Origin of the sequence: Micromonospora sp. NPDC051543 (genome assembly GCF_044454415.1) — a bacterium.
Lineage (GTDB): Bacteria > Actinomycetota > Actinomycetes > Mycobacteriales > Micromonosporaceae > Micromonospora.
Map to the genome: position 1 here is coordinate 17,454 of NZ_JBITDT010000024.1, position 20,200 is coordinate 37,653.

At 72.9% G+C, this 20,200-nt stretch carries 19 protein-coding genes and 1 riboswitch; of the genes, 7 read left to right on the forward strand and 12 right to left on the reverse strand.

Annotated elements, in window-relative coordinates; all coding sequences use genetic code 11:
* Positions 1-4 precede the first annotated feature (4 nt).
* A complete protein-coding gene (locus ACIA3K_RS29645; RefSeq protein WP_357119014.1) occupies positions 5-505 on the forward strand; it encodes a hemerythrin domain-containing protein in 501 nt (166 codons plus the stop codon).
* A 217-nt stretch (positions 506-722) separates the two neighbouring features.
* Here the strand turns inward: ACIA3K_RS29645 and ACIA3K_RS29650 are convergent, their stop codons facing one another.
* Entirely contained in the window at positions 723-1,529 is an 807-nt protein-coding gene (locus ACIA3K_RS29650) for an SDR family NAD(P)-dependent oxidoreductase (protein ID WP_396804887.1), read from the reverse strand.
* Positions 1,530-1,678: 149 nt separating this feature from the next.
* Positions 1,679-1,768: riboswitch (ZMP/ZTP riboswitch) on the forward strand.
* 18 nt (positions 1,769-1,786) lie between these two features.
* On the opposite strand from ACIA3K_RS29650, the gene ACIA3K_RS29655 reads away from it, so the two are divergent.
* Positions 1,787-3,223: a glycine hydroxymethyltransferase gene (locus ACIA3K_RS29655; protein WP_396804888.1), complete on the forward strand. Its 1,437-nt coding sequence runs from the start codon at positions 1,787-1,789 to the stop codon at positions 3,221-3,223.
* A gap of 68 nt (positions 3,224-3,291) precedes the next feature.
* On the opposite strand, the gene ACIA3K_RS29660 is transcribed toward ACIA3K_RS29655, so the two are convergent.
* The 6 genes from ACIA3K_RS29660 to ACIA3K_RS29685 all read right to left on the reverse strand — a co-directional run bounded on the left by ACIA3K_RS29660 (position 3,292) and on the right by ACIA3K_RS29685 (position 9,544).
* Entirely contained in the window at positions 3,292-3,552 is a 261-nt protein-coding gene (locus tag ACIA3K_RS29660; RefSeq protein ID WP_007460594.1) for a hypothetical protein, read from the reverse strand.
* On the reverse strand, positions 3,552-4,868 hold the full coding sequence (locus ACIA3K_RS29665) for an aminotransferase class I/II-fold pyridoxal phosphate-dependent enzyme (RefSeq protein ID WP_396804889.1): 1,317 nt from the start codon (positions 4,866-4,868) through the stop codon (positions 3,552-3,554). The genes ACIA3K_RS29660 and ACIA3K_RS29665 overlap by 1 nt, the downstream gene beginning before the upstream one ends.
* Positions 4,869-4,872: 4 nt before the next feature.
* The gene (locus ACIA3K_RS29670) at positions 4,873-5,973 is read right to left on the reverse strand and encodes an alpha-hydroxy acid oxidase (protein WP_396804890.1); all 1,101 of its coding nucleotides are present in this window, start codon (positions 5,971-5,973) and stop codon (positions 4,873-4,875) included.
* Entirely contained in the window at positions 5,966-6,952 is a 987-nt protein-coding gene (locus ACIA3K_RS29675) for an alpha/beta hydrolase (RefSeq protein WP_396804891.1), read from the reverse strand. Before ACIA3K_RS29675 ends, ACIA3K_RS29670 begins: the two co-directional genes overlap by 8 nt.
* 9 nt (positions 6,953-6,961) lie before the next feature.
* On the reverse strand, positions 6,962-8,173 hold the full coding sequence (locus ACIA3K_RS29680) for a cytochrome P450 (RefSeq protein ID WP_396804892.1): 1,212 nt from the start codon (positions 8,171-8,173) through the stop codon (positions 6,962-6,964).
* Positions 8,174-8,239: 66 nt separating this feature from the next.
* Positions 8,240-9,544 (reverse strand): SGNH/GDSL hydrolase family protein, encoded by a 1,305-nt coding sequence (locus ACIA3K_RS29685; protein WP_396804893.1) that lies wholly within the window; start codon positions 9,542-9,544, stop codon positions 8,240-8,242.
* A 286-nt stretch (positions 9,545-9,830) separates the two neighbouring features.
* Between ACIA3K_RS29685 and ACIA3K_RS29690 the strand changes: the two genes are divergently transcribed.
* From ACIA3K_RS29690 to ACIA3K_RS29700, 3 genes are all read left to right on the forward strand, one after another.
* Entirely contained in the window at positions 9,831-11,390 is a 1,560-nt protein-coding gene (locus tag ACIA3K_RS29690) for an AMP-binding protein (protein ID WP_396804894.1), read from the forward strand.
* A complete protein-coding gene (locus ACIA3K_RS29695; RefSeq protein ID WP_396804895.1) occupies positions 11,387-12,607 on the forward strand; it encodes an MFS transporter in 1,221 nt (406 codons plus the stop codon). Before ACIA3K_RS29690 ends, ACIA3K_RS29695 begins: the two co-directional genes overlap by 4 nt.
* A gap of 161 nt (positions 12,608-12,768) precedes the next feature.
* The gene (locus ACIA3K_RS29700; protein WP_396804896.1) at positions 12,769-13,674 is read left to right on the forward strand and encodes an aminoglycoside phosphotransferase family protein; all 906 of its coding nucleotides are present in this window, start codon (positions 12,769-12,771) and stop codon (positions 13,672-13,674) included.
* A 3-nt stretch (positions 13,675-13,677) separates the two neighbouring features.
* Here the strand turns inward: ACIA3K_RS29700 and ACIA3K_RS29705 are convergent, their stop codons facing one another.
* Positions 13,678-14,244 (reverse strand): hypothetical protein, encoded by a 567-nt coding sequence (locus tag ACIA3K_RS29705; protein ID WP_396804897.1) that lies wholly within the window; start codon positions 14,242-14,244, stop codon positions 13,678-13,680.
* 220 nt (positions 14,245-14,464) lie between these two features.
* Here ACIA3K_RS29705 and ACIA3K_RS29710 point away from each other — a divergent pair, with 220 nt between their 5' ends.
* Together ACIA3K_RS29710 and ACIA3K_RS29715 are read left to right on the forward strand one after the other, a co-directional pair.
* A complete protein-coding gene (locus tag ACIA3K_RS29710; RefSeq protein ID WP_396804898.1) occupies positions 14,465-15,403 on the forward strand; it encodes an exo-alpha-sialidase in 939 nt (312 codons plus the stop codon).
* 9 nt (positions 15,404-15,412) lie between these two features.
* Complete coding sequence (locus tag ACIA3K_RS29715) at positions 15,413-16,111, forward strand: SGNH/GDSL hydrolase family protein (RefSeq protein ID WP_396804899.1); 699 nt, start codon at positions 15,413-15,415, stop codon at positions 16,109-16,111.
* Positions 16,112-16,113: 2 nt separating this feature from the next.
* Here ACIA3K_RS29715 and ACIA3K_RS29720 read toward each other — a convergent pair whose 3' ends face one another.
* From ACIA3K_RS29720 to ACIA3K_RS29735, 4 genes are read right to left on the reverse strand one after another with little or no spacing between them, the layout of a single operon-like run.
* Positions 16,114-17,472 carry a hypothetical protein gene (locus tag ACIA3K_RS29720; protein ID WP_396804900.1) on the reverse strand — a complete coding sequence of 453 codons (1,359 nt, stop codon included), beginning with the start codon at positions 17,470-17,472 and terminating at the stop codon, positions 16,114-16,116.
* Positions 17,469-18,437, reverse strand: a complete 969-nt coding sequence (locus ACIA3K_RS29725; RefSeq protein ID WP_396804901.1) for an alpha-ketoacid dehydrogenase subunit beta — start codon at positions 18,435-18,437, stop codon at positions 17,469-17,471. The genes ACIA3K_RS29720 and ACIA3K_RS29725 overlap by 4 nt, the downstream gene beginning before the upstream one ends.
* A gap of 1 nt (position 18,438) precedes the next feature.
* The gene (locus ACIA3K_RS29730) at positions 18,439-19,410 is read right to left on the reverse strand and encodes a thiamine pyrophosphate-dependent dehydrogenase E1 component subunit alpha (RefSeq protein WP_396804902.1); all 972 of its coding nucleotides are present in this window, start codon (positions 19,408-19,410) and stop codon (positions 18,439-18,441) included.
* Complete coding sequence (locus ACIA3K_RS29735) at positions 19,407-20,198, reverse strand: DUF3050 domain-containing protein (RefSeq protein ID WP_396804903.1); 792 nt, start codon at positions 20,196-20,198, stop codon at positions 19,407-19,409. The genes ACIA3K_RS29730 and ACIA3K_RS29735 overlap by 4 nt, the downstream gene beginning before the upstream one ends.
* Positions 20,199-20,200: the final 2 nt, after the last annotated feature.

Consider the following 20,200-nt stretch of genomic DNA (forward strand, 5'->3'; position numbering starts at 1 on the left):
ACCGGTGTCGACCGATGCCATCGTCCTGCTCAAAGAGGACCACAAGGAGATGCGCCGTCTGTTCAAGGCCTTCCAGGACGCCGAGGAGGGGCCGGCGAGCCAGCGGCAGAAGCTGGTGGACCAGATCCTGGAGGCCCTGACGGTGCACACCTACCTGGAGAACGAGGTGATGTACCCGGAGGTCCGCCGGCTCCTGCCCGACCTGGAGGACGACATCCTCGAGTCGTACGAGGAGCACCACGTGGCCGACCTGCTCTGCCTCGAACTGGCCAGCATGGACGCCAAGGACGAGCGCTTCACCGCCAAGACGACGGTGCTGATCGAGAACGTCACGCACCACGTCGAGGAGGAAGAGGAGGAGTGGTTCCCCAAGGTCCGCGAGGCGTTGGGCCGTAAGCAGCTCCAGGAGATCGGCGAGAAGATGATCGCGCTGCGCGCGGACGCGCCGCGGACCCCCACCCAGCCGAAGGCGATCAAGAAGGCGCGCGACGCGGTGACCGCCTGACGCGAGGCGTTCGCACCGAGGGGCCCGGCACATCGCCGGGCCCTTCGTCCTGCCACCCCACCCCCATCCCGGCCCCCGGCCCCCGCCCCTCCCACCCCGCGATCTTGCACTTTCTGTTGCCGATTGGCGACGTTTCGTGCCGTTGTGTCGCGACAGAAAGTGCAAGATCGCGGGAGGCGGGGGCGGGGGCGGGGGGGCGAGGGAGCGGGGGCGGGGGTTAGTCGCCCGAGCCTGGTTCGGCCATCAAGCGGTGCTGCTCGGACTTGAGCTTGTCCGGGATGATCTTCCCGACGGCCGTCTGCGCCTTGTTGATCAGCGAACCCGCCGTGACCGTCTGGTCACCCTTCATCATCGCCGCGAAGCCCTGCGCGGCGACCTCGGCCGGGTCGTCCTTCTTGCCGGAACCCACCCGGGTGTCCCGCATCTCGGCCCGGTCGAAGAAGGCGGTGTCGGTCGGCCCGGGCATCAGCGCGGTCACCGTGACGCCGGTGTCCTTCAGCTCGTTGCGCAGCGCCTCGGCGAACGACTGCACGAACGACTTCGACGCGTTGTAGACCGCCTGGAACGGGCCCGGCATCGTCGAGGCGATGGACGAGGTGAACAGCACCCGGCCCGCGCCCCGCTCGACCATCGCGGGCAGCAGTCGCTTGGCCAGGTGCACCGTCGACCGCACGTTGAGGTCGACGACCTCCAGCTCGTCGCGCAGGTCGGTGCCGCCGACGAACGCGCCACCGGCGCCCCGCCCGGCGTTGAGCGCCAGCGCGTCCAGGGGGCGTCCGGTCGCGGCGACGGCGCTCGCCAGTTCCTCGACACCCTGTTCGGTGGAGAGGTCCACGCGTACCGGATGGATCTGAGCGCCGCCGTCGCGGCGCAGCTTGTCGGCCGCCGCGGCGATGCCGTCGTCCTCGGCGGCCACGACCAGGTCGAAGCCGTGCTCGGCGAACTGCACGGCCAGCTCGTATCCGATTCCGCTGGACGCCCCGGTCACCAGTGCGAACGGCCGGCCGGTGGTCGGTGTGGTCATGGGAGTCCAATCCTCTCGTGGGAAGGACCGTCGCGCCCGTGCCGGCGCGTGGCCCCCTGGTCCCATGCCCGAGCGGGGACCGTTCAACCACCTCGGCGGGCTCGCGTCGGGAGGTCGGCCGGGTCGGCCGGCACCGGCCCGGTAGTATCGGCGCGGGCCGTTACTGGCGCGTTGGGATGGAGAACCATCGGGGAGCGGCCCCGTCACGAGGACGTTCGCCGTGCGCCTGGGCCTTCCGCACATTCGTAGGAGGTCGCATGTCGCGCAACGCCGAGTCCACCGCATTCCGGAGCGCCCTCGAGGTCATCCGGGCTGTCGAGCCGCGGGTGGCCGACGCCATCGGCGCCGAGCTGACCGACCAGCGCGAGTCGCTCAAGCTCATCGCCAGCGAGAACTACGCCTCCCCGGCCACGCTGCTGGCCATGGGCAACTGGTTCAGCGACAAGTACGCCGAGGGCACCGTCGGCCGCCGCTTCTACGCCGGCTGCCAGAACGTCGACACCGTCGAGGCGCTCGCCGCCGAGCACGCCCGGGAACTGTTCGGCGCCGCGCACGCGTACGTGCAGCCGCACTCGGGCATCGACGCCAACCTGGTCGCCTTCTGGGCGGTGCTCGCCGACCGGGTGGAGTCCCCCGCCCTCAAGAAGGCCCAGGTACGCCAGGTCAACGACCTCACCGAGGCGGACTGGTTCGAGCTGCGCCGCGAGCTGGGCAACCAGCGGATGCTCGGCATGTCCCTGGACGCCGGCGGTCACCTCACCCACGGGTTCCGGCCGAACATCTCCGGCAAGATGTTCGACCAGCGCAGCTACGGCACCGACCCGGCCACCGGGCTGATTGACTACGACCGGGTGGCCGAGGCCGCCCGCGAGTTCAAGCCGCTGATCCTGGTGGGCGGCTACTCGGCGTACCCCCGGAAGGTGAACTTCCGGATCCTGCGCGAGATCGCCGACTCGGTGGGCGCGACCTTCATGGTCGACATGGCGCACTTCGCGGGCCTGGTGGCCGGCAAGGTGTTCACCGGCGACTTCGACCCGGTGCCGCACGCGCACATCGTCACCACCACCACCCACAAGTCGCTGCGCGGCCCGCGCGGCGGCATGGTGCTCTGCCAGCCGGAGCTGGCCGACCAGGTGGACCGGGGCTGCCCGATGGTGCTCGGCGGCCCGCTGCCGCACGTGATGGCCGCCAAGGCCGTCGCGCTGGCCGAGGCCCGCCGCCCCGACTTCGCCGACTACGCCCAGCGGATCGTGGACAACTCGCAGGCCCTCGCCGACGGGCTGCTGCGCCGGGGCGCGAAGCTCGTCACCGGTGGCACCGACAACCACCTGGCGCTGATCGACGTGTCCGGGTACGGGCTCACCGGCCGGCAGGCCGAGCAGGCCCTGCTCGACTCGGGCATCGTCACCAACCGCAACTCGGTCCCGCAGGACCCGAACGGCGCCTGGTACACGTCCGGCATCCGGATCGGCACCCCGGCGCTGACCACCCGTGGCCTGGGCACCGCCGAGATGGACCAGACGGCGGAGCTGATCCACACCGTGCTGACCCACACCACGGCCGGAGCGAACGCCGACGGCACCCCGTCGAAGGCGAAGTACACGCTCGACGCCGACCTGGCCGACAAGATCTCCCGCCAGGCCGCCGACCTCCTGGCCCCCCACCCCCTCTACCCCGCCGTAGACCTGACCTGACGGCCCCACCCCGCCCCACCCCCGCCGCGGACGGGGGCGGGGCGGGGCAGCAGGGGCGGGGGCGGGGGTTAGTTCAGGGGGCGTTTTAGGTGGTAGCGGTGGACTTCGGTGCTGCCTTGGACGTTGTTGACGTCCTCGGCCGCTGAGACCAGCTCCCAGCCCTCGCGGCCGGCGCGGTTGAGGTGCGCGATGGCCGTGTCGCCGTAGGCGGTGATGTCCTTACGGGACCCGTCCGGGCCGTACCAGACGAACGAGACGGTGAAATTGCGACCCTGTCCCTGATAACGACGAACGAGCAGGGCGTACTCCCAGGCAACCATGCGGCCCATTATGACCGTCCACCCAGGAGCTCGTCGGTGACGAGGGCGGCGAGTCGGTCCAACCCGACGTCGATCTGCTCCGGCGTCACCGCGCTGACCGACAGCCGCAGCGCGCGCACCGGCGCGGTGTCGTCGTAGAAGTGCGCCATCGGCGTCCACAGCACGCCGTAGTCCCGCCCCGAGATATCCAGCAACGCGTCGTCGACGACGAACGGCACGGTCACCACCACGAAGAACCCGCCGGCCGGTACCGTCCAGCGCACCTCCGGCCGGTCGGCGAAACGCCGGGCCAGGCCGGCGACCAGGTGGCGCAGGTTGCGGGCGTACGCGGCCCGCTCCCGGGTGTTCGCGGGCACCAGGCTGCACCCGTGCTCCAACAGCCGCCCGCCGATCACCGCCTGCGCGAGCGGTGAGGTGTTCACGGTGACCATGCTCTTGATCATGGCGAGTTGGTCGGCGAGCGGCCCGACGCGGCCGTCCGGTCCGGCCACCCGCTGGTCGGCGACCACGTAACCGACCCGGGCCCCGGGCAGCACCGTCTTGGCGAAGGAGCCGAGGTAGACCACCCGACGGTCGGTGTCCAGCGCCTTCAGCGTGGGCGGACGCGGCCCGTCGGCGACGGCGAACAGCCCGTACGGGTTGTCCTCCAGCAGCAGCAGGTCCTCCTCGGCGGCCAGCGCCAGCAGCCGCTGCCGGTCGGCGACGTCGATGCTGGTTCCGGACGGGTTGGCGAAGTCCGGCATCACGTAGCAGGCTCGGGGCCGTAGGCCCGCCTCTCGGGCCTTACGCGCCTGGGCCCGCAGATCGGCCAGGTCCACGCCGGACGGTCCACCGGCGACCGGCCACACCGGCAGGTCCACCAGCCGGGCCGCCCCGGTCAGCCCGACATAGGTCGGCGCGACCGCCAGCAGCACGTCCGTCGGGCCGGTCCGTAACGCCCGCAGCACCAGGAACATGGCCTCCTGACACCCGACGGTCACCACGACGGCCTCCGGATCGACCGTGATCCCCTCGTCGAGGGCGAGGTTACGGGCGACGAGGTGGTGCACGATTCCCTTGGTCCGGCCGTACTGCATCAGCAACCGTCGTGCCTGCTCGGGCGAGTGCCCCCGCTCGTCGACGAGGTGCCGGTGGAACGTGTCCAGGTGCCGGTGCACCGCGGCGACGTCGAGGAACTCCTCGTACGGGCGTCCGGCCGCGAGCGACACCGCCGCCGGATACCGCTCGGACACCTCGTTGAGGAAGTTCATCGAGGTCAGCGCCGGGTCGCCGAGCGCGGGGTGCAGATCGGCGACGGTGAGGTCGGCCGGTTCGGTGGCGTCCACCGGCTCAGCCCGTCCGGAGGGTCCGCAGCCCGGCCGCCGCCGCCGGGTCGGCGCAGCCGGCGAGGGTGAGCGCGTCCCGCACCTCGGCGGCGAGCAGCGCCAACGCGTCCTGCGCGCCGCGCCGCCCGCCGACGGCCAGCGCCCAGAGCAGCGGCCGGCCGACCAGGACGCCCGCCGCGCCCAGCGCCAGCGCCCGCAGCACGTCGGTGCCGCCCCGGATGCCGCTGTCCAGCAGCACCTGACAACCGTCGCCGACCGCGTCGACGACCTCCGGCAGCATGGTGACGCTGGCCGGGGCGCCGTCCAACTGCCGGCCTCCGTGGTTCGACACCACCACCGCGTCCGCGCCGATCCGTACCGCCTCGACCGCGTCCCGGGGGTCCAGCACTCCCTTGACGACCAGCGGCAGGTCGACGTGCTCGCGCAGCCAGGCCAGATCCGCCCAGCGCAGGGCCGACTCGAACGACGCGTCGGTGTGCGTGGCGATCGCCGAGACGCCGGGGACGCCCGCGTGGGCGAGCGTGTCCCTGCCGTACGGCAGGTTCGCGGCGACCACGTCGGGCGGCAGCCGGAACGCGTTGCGCAGGTCGCGGGGGCGTCGGCCGAGCACCGGGACGTCCACGGTGACGACCAGGGCCCGGCAGCCCGCTGCCACGATCCGGTCCAGCAGGTCGCGGACCAGAGCCCGGTCGCGCAGCCAGTAGAGCTGGAACCAGACGTGGGCGCCGGTCGCGGTGATCTGTTCGATCGGTGTGCTGCTCAGCGTGCTCGCCACGAACGGCACGTCGGCCGCGCCGGCCGCCGCCGCGAGGGCCGCCTCACCGTCCGGGTGTACGAGCCGCTGGTAGGCCATCGGCGCCACCCCGACCGGCAGCGCGTACGGCTCACCGAGCAGCCGTACGCCGGTGTCCACCGCATCCCTGCCGCGCAGCACCCGGGGCAGCACGGCGACCCGGTCCAGCGCGGTCCGGTTGGCGGCCAGGGTCACCTCGGCCGCGCCACCGCCGGCGACGTAGTCCCACACGTCCGGGGTCAGTACCGCCCGCGCCTGTTCCCCGTAGTCGGCGAACGTCACCGGGCGGTCGGCCAGCACCCGCTCAACCACCGCGTACCCCCGTGCCCTCCGGCTGGGCCGGCGCCGCCTCCCGATTCGACGGCACACCGAACCGGTCCCGCAGGAACGCCGCGGCGCTGTCCTGCGCGCGCCGGCCGTCGGTGAACACGCCGGGCATGGCGAAGAACCCGTGGATCATGCCCGGGTAGTGGTCGACGTGGACGGGCACGCCGGCGGCGTCCAACCGCTCGGCGTAGCGCTGCCCCTCGGTGCACAGCGGGTCCAACTCGGCGGTGATCACCAGGGCCGCCGGCAGGCCGGACAGGTCGTCGGCGCGCAGCGGCGACGCCAGCGGGTCCCGCGCCCGCTCCGCGTCGGTGAGGTAGTGCGTGCGGTACCACGCCACCGAGTGGCGGTTGAACAGGGTCGGGTCGTCGTCGATCGGGCCGGACGGCTCGCCGCCGATGTCGGTGTTCGGGTAGACGAGCAGTTGCGCGGCCAGCGCGGGCCCGTCCGTGCGGCAGAGCAGGGTCACGGCGGCGGCGAGGTTCCCACCGGCGCTGTCCCCGCCCACCGCCAGCCGCGTCGGATCCACATCGAACCGGTCGGCGTTCTCGGCGATCCAGACGGTCGCGGCGTGGCAGTCGTGCACGGCGGCCGGGAAGGGGTGCTCCGGGGCGAGCCGGTAGCCGACGGTCACCACCTGGCAGGGCACCGCGTTGGCCAGTCGACGGCAGATCCCGTCGGCGGTGTCGATGCTGCCGAGGGTCCAGCCGCCGCCGAAGAAGTACAGCAGGGTGGGCAGCGGACCCGACCCGGCCGGCCGGTACACCCGGACGGGCAGGTCACCACCCGGACCGGGGATGTGCTCGTCGCGTACCTCGGCGACCTGCTCGACCGCGCCGCCGCCGGCACGGATCGCGGCCAGGTCCGCGGCGCGCGCCTCGGCGAGGGTCTGCGTGTACAGCGGCGGCGTGCCCGCCGCGGCGCGGGCGGCGCGGTAGGCCGCCACCTCCGGGTGCAGGGCCATGCTGATCTCCTATCCGCCGGTGCTGACCAGCAGCTTGTCGATGCCGCGCAGGAAGAGGCTGCCGCTGTACGTCGGAGTCTCGGTGACCGCGAGCCGGGGGAACCGGGCGAACAGGCGGGGCAGCGCGAGGCGGCCCTCCAGCCGGGACACCGCCGCGCCGAGGCAGAAGTGCAGGCCCACCCCGAAGGCCAGTGACGGCGGACCGGCGCGGGTCGGGTCGAAGACGTCCGGGTCGGGGAACCGCGCCGGGTCCCGGTTGGCCGCGCCGATGATGATGAGCACGTTGTCCCCCTCGGCGACCGGCACGCCGGCCAGCACGGTGTCCTCCGGCGCGGCCCGGGCGAGGAAGTGCACCGGGCTCTGCAGGCGCAGCACCTCGTCGACGCACCCGGCCGCGAGGGCGTCGTCGGTGGGCAGCGCGGTGACCGCCCCCGGGTGGGCCAGCAGCAGCGGCAGGCCGTTGCTGAACATGTAGACCGTGGTGACGAAGCTGGCGTTGAACAGCACGATCAGGTTGCTGATCAGCTCCTCCTCGGTCAGCTCCACCTCGCCCGACCCGACCGCCTCGACCAGGGCGCTGATCAGGTCCTCGCCGGGCGTGCGGCGGCGGTGCGCCAGCAGATCCCGGTAGAACGCCCGCAGCTCCTGCGCCGCGGTGTTCGCGGCGGCCAGCCGCTGCGGGGTCTTGCCGGCCACGTCCAGGAACTCGTCGATGCGCTCGACCCGATCGCGGTACCAGGTCAACTCCCCCGCCGGGATGCCGATGAACTCGGCCATGACCAGCGCCGGAATGGGGTACGCGAAGTCGGCCACGAAGTCGACGACGCGGTCACCGGCGTCGGCCATCTTGTCCAGCAGGTCGTCGACGACGCGCAGGATCACCGGCTCCAGCGCGCCGAGGCGACGGGGCGTGAAGGTACGCGAGAAGACATGCCGCATCCGGGTGTGGTCGGGCGGGTTGATGAACATCATCGACGTCTGGAAGGTACGCAGGATCTCGTGCTCCTCCCAGCCCGGCGGTGGCTGCTTGGTCCACCGTGGATCGCGCAGCATCCCGTCGATCAGGTCGTAGCCGACCGCCACCGCCGCCACGGTGCGGTGCTCGGCGCGCGGCGGCACCGCGCTGACCGGCCCGAGCCGGTGCAGGCGGGCGTACCACGGGTACGGATTCTGGCGGCCCTCTTCGCTGTAGAGGCCGGTGAGCAGGTCCTGCACCGTCACGACGTACTCCTCCCCAGGATGTCGGTGCTCCGGGGGCGGCGGGGTGACCCGCCGCCCCCGGCGGTGTCACAGACCGAGCAGCCGTAACGGCACGGCGTCGGCCATCGCCTTGTTGCCGGCGTCGTTCGGGTGGATGTGGTCCCCCGAGTCGTACGCGGGCAGCAACTGGCTGGGCTTGGCCGGGTCACGCAGCACCCGGTCGAAGTCGAGCAGCCCGTCGAACTCCCGGCTACCGCGCAGGTACGCGTTCACGGCCTGCCGGGTGGCCTCCTTCTCCGGCGTCCACACGCCCGGCGCGCCGTGCCCCTCGTACGGCGTCAGCGTGGCCACCAGGCTGGTCAGGCCGCGCTGCTGGAGCTGCTGGTTGATCTGCCGCAGGGTGGCGATGATCGCCTCGGACGAGTCGTTGGACATCCAGATGTCGTTGATGCCGAGGTGGGTGACGACGGTACGCACCCCGGTCTGGCCGAAGACGTCCTCGTTGAGACGGGCCGCCGCGTTCGGGCCGAGCTGGTAGTAGCCGGGGTAGTCGCCCGCGCCCGGCTCGGTGCCCTCGTGGTTGAGGCGGTTGCCGGCCAGGCTCAGGTTGAGCACGCCCGGGGTGCGCTTGTCGGGCCGGTCGGCGAGCAGCCGGTCGGCGAGCAGGTCGGGCCAGCGCCGGTTGGCGTTGACGGTGCTGCCGTTGCTGTCCCCGATGGAGTCGCCGAGCACGACCAGCGCCCCGGGGGTGCCCTTGCGCTGCACGTCGACGCCGGACAGGAAGAACCAGCAGCAGTTGGGCCGGATGGTGAAACCGGTCCCGTCGGCCGCCCCGGTCAGGTCACCCGCGCCGATGAAGTTGGTCTGCTGCGACTGGCCGTGGAAGGTGGTCGGCCCGGTCGGCGTCGGGAAGTGCAGGGTGATCACCAGGTCGCTGTCGTCGGCGACGGCGAAGGTCAGCGGGTCGCTGAGCAGCTCGGCGCCCCGGTTCATGGTCGCCGAGGCGGCGCCGGTGAAGGTCAGCGGGCGCAGCGAGGCCGGGTCGATGTCGGAGACGTCGTCGACGGTGGCGGTGTTCGGTCGGGCGACGGTGGCGCGACCCACCCGGACGGCCTGCTCGCCGTAGAGGTTGCTCAGTCGTACGCGCAGCGCCGGGCCGCCCACCGAGACGTGCACGACCATCCGGACGCTCTGGTCGTTCAGGCCGGTGTTGGTCAGGCCGACCGAGTTGCCCCGGGTGACCGCCGCGGCCCAACTGCCCGCCCACTCACCCCGGTCCGGGCGACCGGCGACAGTGGAGGATCCGCCGGCGGTGGCGATGACGGCGGGTGTCGCGGTGACCAGTAGCGCCGCGAGGGCGGTGACGACATGCCATCTCTTCGGGGTCGACATGGAACCTCCATCGTGTGGCAGCCCAGGGCCGTCCGCTGACAGCTCCCGCCTGGACGATGGTCCAGAAACCTAGCCGCCGCCGATGACGGGCGTCAATCAACTGATCGACGCGATCAAATGTCCGCCGGGCCTGCGGTTTCGCCCGACGGCCCGGTCCCGGCGCGTCCCCGTCGGCCTAGGCTCGCAGGCGGCGGCGGTGCGGTCGCCCGAACGCGCGCCCACCGCCCGCGACGTCGCCGGGAACCGACCCGGCGACCGCCGCTCTCCTGCGATGGGGGTTTGCCGGATGACTGACGGACCCGGGCGCACGACCTATGTGGACAGTGCGCTGGACCTGTTCGCCGACTTCGGCGATCGGGAGGCGCTGGTCGGCGGTGGCCGCCGCCTGACCTACACCGAGGCCGCCGAGTCGGTACGCGCGATGGCCGGGGCGCTGACCCGGCACGGCGTACGGCCGGGCGCGGCGGTGCTGGTGACCATTGCCAACGCCGTGGAGGGGCCGCTGCTCCAGCTCGCGCTGCACCTGCTCGGGTGCCGGACGATGTGGGTCGCCCCGGTCACCGCCCGCCGGGAGGTCGACGAGTTCGTCCGGCTGGCCCGCCCCGACGCCCTGGTCTACGACGCTCGCGACCCGGCCAGCCTGGGGCCGGAGCTGGCCGCCGCGCTGCCCGGCGTACCGGTGTGCTGCCTGGGCCCCGGCGGCGCGGGCCCGGACCTCACCGCGGACCCGGGCGGTTCCGTCCCGCCGCCGACGGAGGTCCCCGCGCCGGAGTCGTTCCTGCAGACCAGCGGCACCACCGGCGCCCCGAAGCTAGTGCACCACACCGAGAGCTTCTACGCCCAGATCCTCACCCTCGCGGCCGACTTCCGCGCCGCCGGGTTCCCGCTGCTGCGGCACCTGTCGCACTCGCCCATGTGGCTGGCCAGCGGCCAGATCACCACCCTGTTCAACCTGTTCACGGGCGGGGTGCTGTTCCTGCGCGACGACTGGGACCCGACGGCGTTCGTGGCCACCGTGCAACGGGAGCGGATCAACTCCACCTTCGTGACCCCGCCGATGCTCTACGAGCTGCTGGACCACCCGACGCTGGTGGGTGCCGACTTCTCGGCCATGTTCATGTTCAACGTGGGCGCCGGGCCCGCCGCGCCCGCCCGGCTGCGCCAGGCCATCGCGCGGTTCGGCCCGGTACTGCGCATCGTGTACGGCCTCAGCGAGGCCGTCGTGATCACCGCGCTGCCTGGCCTGACCGACGATCCGGAGCACCCGGAGCGGCTGCGTTCCTGCGGGCGTCCCTACGGCGACGTGCGGATCGAGATCCGCGACGACGACGGCGTGGTGCTGCCGCCGGGCCACGACGGCGAGGTGTGGGTACGGAGCCGGCTGAGCTTCGCCGGCTACCACGGGCAGCCCGAGCTGACCGCGCAGACGCTCGTCGACGGCTGGGTCCGCACCCGCGACATCGGCCACCTCGACGAGGACGGCTACCTCTACCTGGTCGACCGGGCGCACGACATGATCGTCACGCACCGACGGAACTGGGCCATCTTCTGCCGCCCCATCGAGGACGTGCTGGCCGGGCACCCGCAGGTGCGGGCGGCCGCCGTGATCGGCGTGCCGGACGACGAGGTCGGTGAGGCGCCGTACGCGTACGTGGTGCCGGCGCCGGGCGCGACGGTCACGGCGACGGAGTTGATCGACCTGGTGACCGCCGAGTTGAACGAGATGTGGGCGCCGGTCGGGGTGGAGTTCGTCGACCGGTTACCGGTGAACCGGTCGGTCAAGGTGGACAAGCGGGCGTTGCGCGCCGAGTACGCCGCGCGGCGGGCGGCGGCGGTCGGGGCGTGAACCCCCGCCGGCAGTTGGTCGTCCTGGTCGGCGCGGACCTGATCTCCAACCTGGGGACCCGCATCTCGGTGGTGACCATCCCCTGGCTGGTGCTGGTCACCACCGGCAGTCCGACGAAGATGGGTCTGGTCGCGTTCGCCGAGACACTTCCGTACCTGCTGTCCAGTGCCCTCGGCACGCCCTGGGCGGACCGGATCGGCCTGCGCCGGACGTCGATCCTCTGCGACGCGGGCAGCGCGCTGGCGATGGTCGTCGTCGCGCTCACCCCGTGGCTGGGCTTCGCTCCCCTGGTGGCGCTGGTCGCGGTCGCCGGGGCGCTGCGCGGCATCGGGGACCGGGTCAAGCACGTCATGTTCCGGCCGGTCGCCGAGGCCGCCGGGGTGCCCCTGATCCGCCTCACCTCGGCGTACGACGGGTTGAGCCGGGTGGTGACGCTGTTCGGCGCGGCCGTGGGCGGTCTACTGATCGCCGCGTTCGGGGTGACCCAGGCGATCCTCATCGACGCGGCCAGCTTCGCGATCTGCGCGCTGCTCATCGGTCTCCTGGTCCGCCCGCCGGCCGCCGCTGCGACGCCCACCGCGCCGGTGGGCTACCTTCGCGCGCTGCGGGACGGCTTCGGCTATCTCGGTCGGGACCGGCCGCTGCTGGGCATGCTGGTGGTCGTCTCGGCGCTGAACATGGTGGCCAACGCGAGCGTGGCCGTCTACATCCCGTTCTGGGTCGCCCGCGAACTGCACGGTCCCAGCGGGCTCGGCCTCGTGCTCGCGGCCTTCTCGGCGGGGGCGCTGCTGGGCAACGTGGCGTTCACCGCGCTCGGGCCCCGGCTGCCCGGCCGGCTGACGTTCCTGATCGGGGCGACGGTCGCCGGCACACCCCGACTGGTCGCCCTGGCGATCAGCGACGAGCTGCCGGTCGTCCTCGTGGTGACCTTCCTGTCCGGAATCGGCATCGCGGCGGTCAACCCGCTGCTGGGGGTGGCGCTCTACGAGCGGGTGCCACCGGACCTGCAGACCCGGGTGCTCGGCATCGCCGGTTCGCTGGCCTTCGTCGGCCTGCCGGTCGGCGCGCTCCTCGGCGGCTGGTCGGTGGACGCGTTCGGACTCACCCCGGCGCTGCTGCTCATGGCGGCGGCCTGCCTGGCGGTCACCGCGTTTCCGCTGGTGGCCAAGGGATCCAACCCGAAGGCGCCGACGCGGCCGACACCTGCCGCCGCCTGATGTCCCGCTGCCCAGCGGCTCCCAACCGTCTGGTGCGCCGCAGTTGAGGTACGGCCAGGCGCCGCACCTCCCGGACACCTGTCCCGAGCGTTGGCCCGACCGGTCCCTCCTGCGGGCAAATCGGTTGCGGGCCGGCCGGCGGAGCCCGCAGGCTCAGGCGGATGAGCCCACAGCCCGCACCCGACGTGCCGCACACCGACGAGACGACGGCCCGGCGCATCGACGTGGGCCTGGTTCGCCGACTGGTCGCCGAGCAGTTCCCGTACTGGGCGGACCTGCCCGTACGCCCCGTCGAGGTGGGCGGCTGGGACAACCGCACCTTCCACCTGGGCGACGAGATGACCGTGCGGCTGCCCAGCGCCGAGGGGTACGTAGCCCAGGTCGCCAAGGAACAGCAGTGGCTGCCGATGCTCGGCGCGGCCCTCCCACTGGAGATCCCCGTGCCGCTGGCCCACGGCCGACCGGGAGCGGGCTACCCGTACCCCTGGTCGGTGTACCGCTGGATCGACGGGCACACCGCACGCCCCGAGCGGATCGACGACCTGACCCGGTTCGCGACGGACCTCGCCGCCTTCCTGCGGGCCCTGCGCGCCGTCGACGCCACCGACGGCCCCGAGGCCGGCCCGCACAGCTTCTGGCGGGGAGGACCGCTGTCCACCTACGACGCCGAAACCCAGGCGGCGATCGAGACACACCGCGACCGACTCGACGTCAACGCGATCAACACCGTCTGGCAGGACGCGCTCGATGCCACCTGGTCGGGCCACCCGGTGTGGTTCCACGGCGACGTCGCGTACGCCAATCTGCTGGTCCGCGACGGCCGGCTCGCCGCCGTCATCGACTTCGGCTGCTGCGGCGTCGGCGATCCCGCCTGCGACACGGTGATCGCCTGGACCCTGCTGCACGGCGACAGCCGGGCCGCGTTCCGCGACGCGCTCGACGTCGACGCGGGCACCTGGGCGCGCGGACGCGGCTGGGCCCTGTGGAAGGCGCTGATCACCCTGGACGCTCCCGACCCCGACGGTTCCCGGCGCGTGATCGACGAACTGCTCGCCGAGCGCCCCTGAGCGTCAGCGGCCGGCCGCCGCCGGGGTGGCGTGTTCGGTGTGGCAGCGCGGGCACCGCAGCCGCGCCCCGGCGGCCCGGGGCACCCGCAGCCGTTGGCCGCACACGCAGGCGAACACCGGCTGGGCCGACCGCAGGTACTCCTCGCGCGTCCGCCGCGGCCAGCTCCCGTGGCAGCGGTGGCAACGCTTCGGCGGGTAGCTGTGGTAGTGGGCCAGCCCGAACGCGCCCAGGAGCATCACCGTGGCGAGGACCGGCAGTCCCAGCAGGACCACCAGGGCCGGCATCACCGCGCCAGACACCACCGCGCCGACCACCGTCAACAGCAGCACCGGCACGCCGAGCAGCAGGCCGGCGAAGCCCCAGGTGAAGGTGAGCAGCGACGGAACGAAGAGCGGCCACACCCCGCCCGGCGTCCAGCGGGCCACCCCGTACCCGCCGCAGCGCGGGCAGTTCGGCGAGGCGGCGTGCGGCACCGATCTGAGCGCCTTCGGCGCGAGCCACTCGACGACCCTCTTGAGGATCTCCTCGACGAGTTTGCTGGCCAGTTGCTGCAGGAACGATGCGAGCACGCTGCCACCTCCCGACCGCCGCGTCCCGTCGTCATCGTGACGGACCGCCGCCACCGACCTCGGGCCCAGCGCGCTGACGCGGCCGCGAACGACGCCTTTCCGACACGCCATCGTTCGTCCCCCGTTCGCCGCGCGGCCGTCCGGGCGTCGACGACGGCGGCTAGCGTCGTCCGTCGTCACCGGGACGTTCCGCCCACCAGCGCCAGGAGGCCCGTCGCGCATGACGTCGTCATCCACCCGTCGCACCAGCGCCGAGGTCGTCGCCGTACGCCGGATCGGCGACCGCGCGCCGCACAGCGCGTTCACCGACCTCGTCCGGCACGCCGGAACGTGGTTCTGTGCCTTCCGCGAGGCCGACGGCCACCTCTCCGACGACGGCGTGATCCGGGTGTTGACCTCGACGGACGGACGGGCGTGGAGGTCCGCGGCGGTCATCCGGGCGGCCGGCGACCTGCGCGACCCACGGTTCGTGGCACGCCCCGACGGGCGGCTGCAACTGCTGGCCGCGGCCCGGACCGGGACGTTCACGACACTGTCCTGGATCTCCGACGACGGCCGCGTCTGGGGTGACCCGACGCCGGTGGGCGAGCCGAACGTGTGGGTGTGGCAGGCCGCCTGGCACGACGACGCCATGTACGGCGTCGGCTACGCCACCCGGGGGCCGAGGCTCGCCCGGCTCTACCGCAGCGTCGACGGTGTCGACCTGCGACCGTGGGTGCCGACGCTGTTCGAGGGCGGCTACCCCAACGAGTCCGGGTTGGCCTTCGCCCCGGACGGCACCGCGCACTGTCTCCTGCGCCGCGACGGCGACAGCGCCACGGCGCAGCTCGGGCGGGCGCACCCGCCGTACCGCGAATGGTCCTGGACCGACCTGGGCGTCCGGGTCGGCGGCCCGGCGCTGCGTCGGCTGCCGGACGGGCGGCTGATCGCCGGCGTACGCCTGCTCGACGGCGACGTCCGGACCGCGATCTGCGCTGTCGACCCCGAGCGCGGCGCGCTGACCGAACTGGTCGCGCTGCCCTCCGGCGGCGACACCAGCTATCCCGGCCTGGTGTGGCACGACGACCGGCTGTGGGTCAGCTACTACTCCTCGCACGAGGAGCGGACCTGCGTCTACCTGGCCGAGGTGAGCCTGGCCGAGGAGGCGGTGGTCGGCTAGCGTGCCGGCATGCCATCGACGCTTAGCGAATCGACGGACCCGTACTGTCTGCGTCCCGGCGAGGCCACCGAGCTGCTGCGCGCGCACCCGTGGCGGCGGTTCGTGGCGCTCGGCGACAGCGTCGTGGAGGGCATGTGCGAGCCGACACCGGGCTACCCGGACGTGCAGTGGGTCGACCGGCTCGCCGCCGAGCTGAGGGCCGTACGCCCCGAGCTGACGTACGTGAACCTCGGCCGGCGCGGTCGGCGCGCACACCAGGTGCGGGCCACCCAGCTCGCCCCGGCGCTCGCCGCCGACCCGGATCTCGCGCTGGTGGTCTGCGGCGGCAACGACGCCTTCCATCCCGCGTACGACGCGGACGCGGTCGACGTCGAGCTGACCGCGATGATCGAGGCGTTGCGGGACGCGGGCGCGGACGTGATCACCATCGGCATGTTCGACGTGTCGCACAGCCCGGCCGTGCCCGAGCACGTGCGGGCCGGCCTCGGCGAGCGGATGCGTCGCCTCTCCGCTCACACCGCGCGGCTGGCCGAACGCCTGGGAACGGTCCACGTGCACCTCACCGACCACCCGCTCACGGCCGACGCGACCCTCTACAGCACCGACGGCCGCCACGGCAGCGGCCGCAGCGACGCGATAGCGACGGCCGAAACCCTCCGCGCCCTGTCCCGCCACCTCCGACCCTCGCCCCGACCTCGTTGTCCATGAAGTCAGTCGTGCAGGAGGATTCCGGTCAGGAGGACTCCGTGGGCCAGGTTGAGGATGCCGTCACCGCCGGGGTAGCCGACCCGCGCCAGGCCGCCGGAGGCCGTTCGGCCGAACAGGTACGGGGCCAGGCTGTACGGGACGTCGGCCGTGACCGTCTCGCTGGTCTCGATCTGCACGAAGTCCATCGGCACCCGGTCGGCCGGCAGGTACTGCTGCAGGATCGCCCCGCCCCGGTCGACGGCCGCGCGCAGGCCCTCGACCCAGTCCGACGGGCTCAGCTCGGGGCCGATCAGCACGCCGAGCCCGGCCGAGCCGTCCGCCGGCTTCGCCACCAGGGTGGCCTGCTCGGCGATCGCCCGGTCGAGCACCGCGACGGTCAACGGCACCGTGTACGGCACGTGCCGCTGGATCAGCGTCCGGTCGTCGGCGGGCAGGGTGTCGACGTCCTCCCACAGCCAGGCGAAGGTGGTCTTGTTGCCGAGCAGCCAGGCCGCCGCCGACACGTACATCGGCAGCGTGCCGGCGGCCAGGGCGCCGGCCACCGCGTCCAGACCGGCGGTGGGGGTGACCCGGTTGGGTACGAACAGTCGGAACAGCGCGTCGACCGGCGCACCGTCCACGACGAGGCGGTTGCCGGCGTCCAGGGTGGCGCTGGACAGGGGCGCGATGATCAGGTCGATGCCGAAGTCCCGGGCCCGGACGGCGAGCGGGCTGAGGATCCGGATGAACGTCTCCGGGTCGTCCAGGCCCGGATAGTCGGCGTCGAAGTCCATCAACAGGGCCAGCCGGGCGCCCTCGGGCAGGTCGAGTTCGTCGCGGATCGCCACGAACCGCTGGTCCAGCAGTGACGGCGCGGCCCGTAGCGGCAGGTCGTCGAGGAGCCCGTGCTCGGTGTAGAGCTGCGCGAACCGCTGGATGACGGTGTCCGCGTCGAACCCTCCCCCGAGGCTGCTGTCGATGTTGTACTCCACGAACTTCGGCACGCCTTCGGTGAAGATCACGTCCGGCCGGTACGCGGCCAGCAGCGCCTCGGTCAGCGGCTCCGACTCGTCCAGCAGACGGGTCTCGCCCGCCGGAACGCCGAGCAGCCGGCGCAGCTCGCCGGCCGTGTCCACCCGACGGCGGCAGGCGTCCAGGATGAGTTGGGCCAGCCGGTCGCAGACGTCGTTCAGCTCCCGCCAGGTGTCGGCGGCCAGCACCGGAGGGCGGGCCAGCCGCCACTGCTTGTTGTAGGTGGCCCGGCCGTGAAAGACGCGGTCCCAGGCGGCGGCGCCGGCGGCCACCATGGCCCGGCGGGCCGGCTCGGGGAGGTTCGTCCACGCTCCGTCGGCCGACGGCCAGGGATAGTTCGGGTCGATCATGAGCCGTCCTTCATGGTCAGGCGGATGGCGGTGGCGAGCTGCTCCCGACCGGGCTGCACGGCCCGGTCCAGGGCGGGGGCGAACGGCAGCACCGCGCCGTCGGGTCGGGTCACCCGGCGCGGCGGGGCGAGCAGCCGCACCCGCTCCACGACCGAGGCGATGACCTCGGCGGCCAAACCGCAGGAGCGGTTGGCGTCGTCGATGACGACGAGGCGGCCGGTACGCGCGACCGACTCGCAGACGCCGTCGATGTCGAACGGATAGAGGGTGCGCGGGTCGAAGACCTCCACCGACACCTCGTCGGCCAGCTCGTCGGCGACGGCGAGCGCGTCGTGCACGAGGTGCCCGACCGCGACCACGGTGACGTCGTCGCCGCGACGGTGCACCCGGCCCCGACCCAGCGGCACCGGCTCCAGCTCGGCGACGTCGTCCCGGAGGTCCATCGCGCCGGCCGGCGCGAACACGACCACCGGGTCGTCGTGCCGGATCGCGGTGACCAGCAGCCCGTACGCGTCGGCCGGGGTGGCCGGCACGACGGTGACCACCCCGACGTGCGCGAAGAGGCTGTACGGGTGGTCGGAGTGCTGCCCGGCCCAGCCGGTGCGCGACCCGGAGCCGGGCACCAGGTAGGTGACCGGCACCGCGCACTGCCCGCCGGTCATCAGCGGGAACTTGTGCGCGTGGTTGACGATCTGCTCGAAGACGAGGAACAGCAGCGACGGGATCTGAAACTCGATCACCGGCCGGAGCCCGGCCAGCGCCGCTCCGGTGGCGAAGCTGGTGAACGCCTGCTCGGACAACGGGGTGTCGCGGACCCGGTCGGTCCCGAACCGCTTGGCGAGCCCGGTCGTCACCAGCGACGCGCCAACCTGGACGTCCTCGCCGAGCAGGAACACCGTCTCGTCGCGGGCCAGCTCGTCGGCGAGGGCCCGGGTCAACGCCCGCCGGTACGACAGTCGGGGCACCTCATCCACCTCCGGCGCGGGCGGTCAGGCCGCTGGCATACAGGTACGCGAGCGCGTCGGCCGGATCGGGTTCCGCGCTGGCCAGGGCGAAGTCGACTGCCGCGTCGAGGGTCGCCTCGACCTCGGCGTCCACGGCTGCCCGGTCGGCGTCGGTGAGCCGTGCGCCCTGGATGTCCACCGGGTCCCGGGACCGACCCCGGGACACCTCGTCGGGCGGTCGGTAGTCGAGGCGTACCCCGTGTTCGAAGGTGTGGTGGACGTCGAAGCGGTAGGTACGGGCCTCGATCAGCTCCGGGCCGCCGCCGGCGCGCATCCGCGCGACGGCGGCGGAGGCCGCGGCGCGTACCGTCTCGGGGTCCTGGCCGTCGACCTCGGCGGCGGGGATGCCGAACGCGGCGGCGCGGCCGGCGATGCTGCCGGCGACCGCGCCGCCGACCGGCATGGTGGTGGCGTAGCCGTTGTTCTCGCAGACGAACAGCACCGGAACCCGCCAGAGCGCGGCCAGGTTGAACGCCTCCAGCAGCATCCCCTCGTTGACCGCACCGTCGCCGAAGAAGCTCACCCCGACCGTGTCCCGGCCCTGCCGGCGGCGGGCCCAGACCGCGCCGGTGATGATCGCCCCGGACGCGCCGACGATCGCGTTGGCGCCGAGCACGCCGATGCTCAGATCGGCGGCGTGCATCGAGCCGCCCCGGCCGGCGTTGAGGCCGGTGACCCGGCCGCACAGCTCGGCGAGCATCCGGGCCGGGTCCGCGCCCCGGGCCAGCACGTGCCCGTGCCCGCGATGGGTGCCGGCGAGCACGTCGTCGACGCCCAGGGCGGCGCAGACGCCGGCGGCGATCCCCTCCTGACCGAGGTACGGGTGGATGCCGCCGACGATCTGCCCGCCGTGGACCAGCTCCACCGCCCGCTCCTCGAACCGGCGGATCAGCCGGACCGTGCGGTAGAGCCGGACCGGGTCGGCGTCGCTCACGCCGGGCCCTTGATGGCGGCGAGGATGTCGTCCCAGAGCCGGGCCCGGGCGGCGAGCGCCGTGTTGACCGTGTCGGCGCACTCCTGCCACTTGGCGTCGTCGTCGCCGCACAGGTCGGCGAGCATCTGCATGGCCATCGGCGTGTGCTGCTCGCCGTCGACCTCGATGTGCCGTTCCAGGTAGTCGACGAACGTGTGCAGCCGGTTGCTGCGTTCGTTGACGGTGACGACCTGGGTGAACATGTCGGGGATCAGGTCCTCGCGGCCGAACGCGAACGCCGCCGCCTGGCAGTGCACCGGGGTCGACTCGATGATCTGCCAGGTGGTCGCGGCGAACCGGGCGGACGCGGCCGGCGCCCCCGCCTCGGCGAGCGCGTCGGTCACCGGCCGGCCCGCGCGCAGCAGGTCGACGAGGGCGTTCACGGCGGTGGTGTCCGCGCCGGCCTCGGCCATGCCCCCCACGTACAGCTCGAAGTGGCTGATGTAGCCCTCGCCCAGCTCGTCGCTCTCCTCGACCATGACGATGTCGTTGATGAGCCGGCGGCTGCCGGTCGGGCCGGTCGGGATCCACGGCACGCTCACGCAGGTCAACTGCCGCTGCAACGACTTCAGCAGCGACATGAAGTCCCAGACCGCGAAGACGTGGTGTTCCATGAAGGTGACCAGCGCCTCGTGGGTGTCCAGGTTGGCGTAGAGCGGGTGCTTGACCACGGCGTCGCGCCGCTCGGTCACCGCCTGTTCCAACCGCTCGATGCCCGGGTGCGTCCTACCCCAGTCGTACCGTGACATTG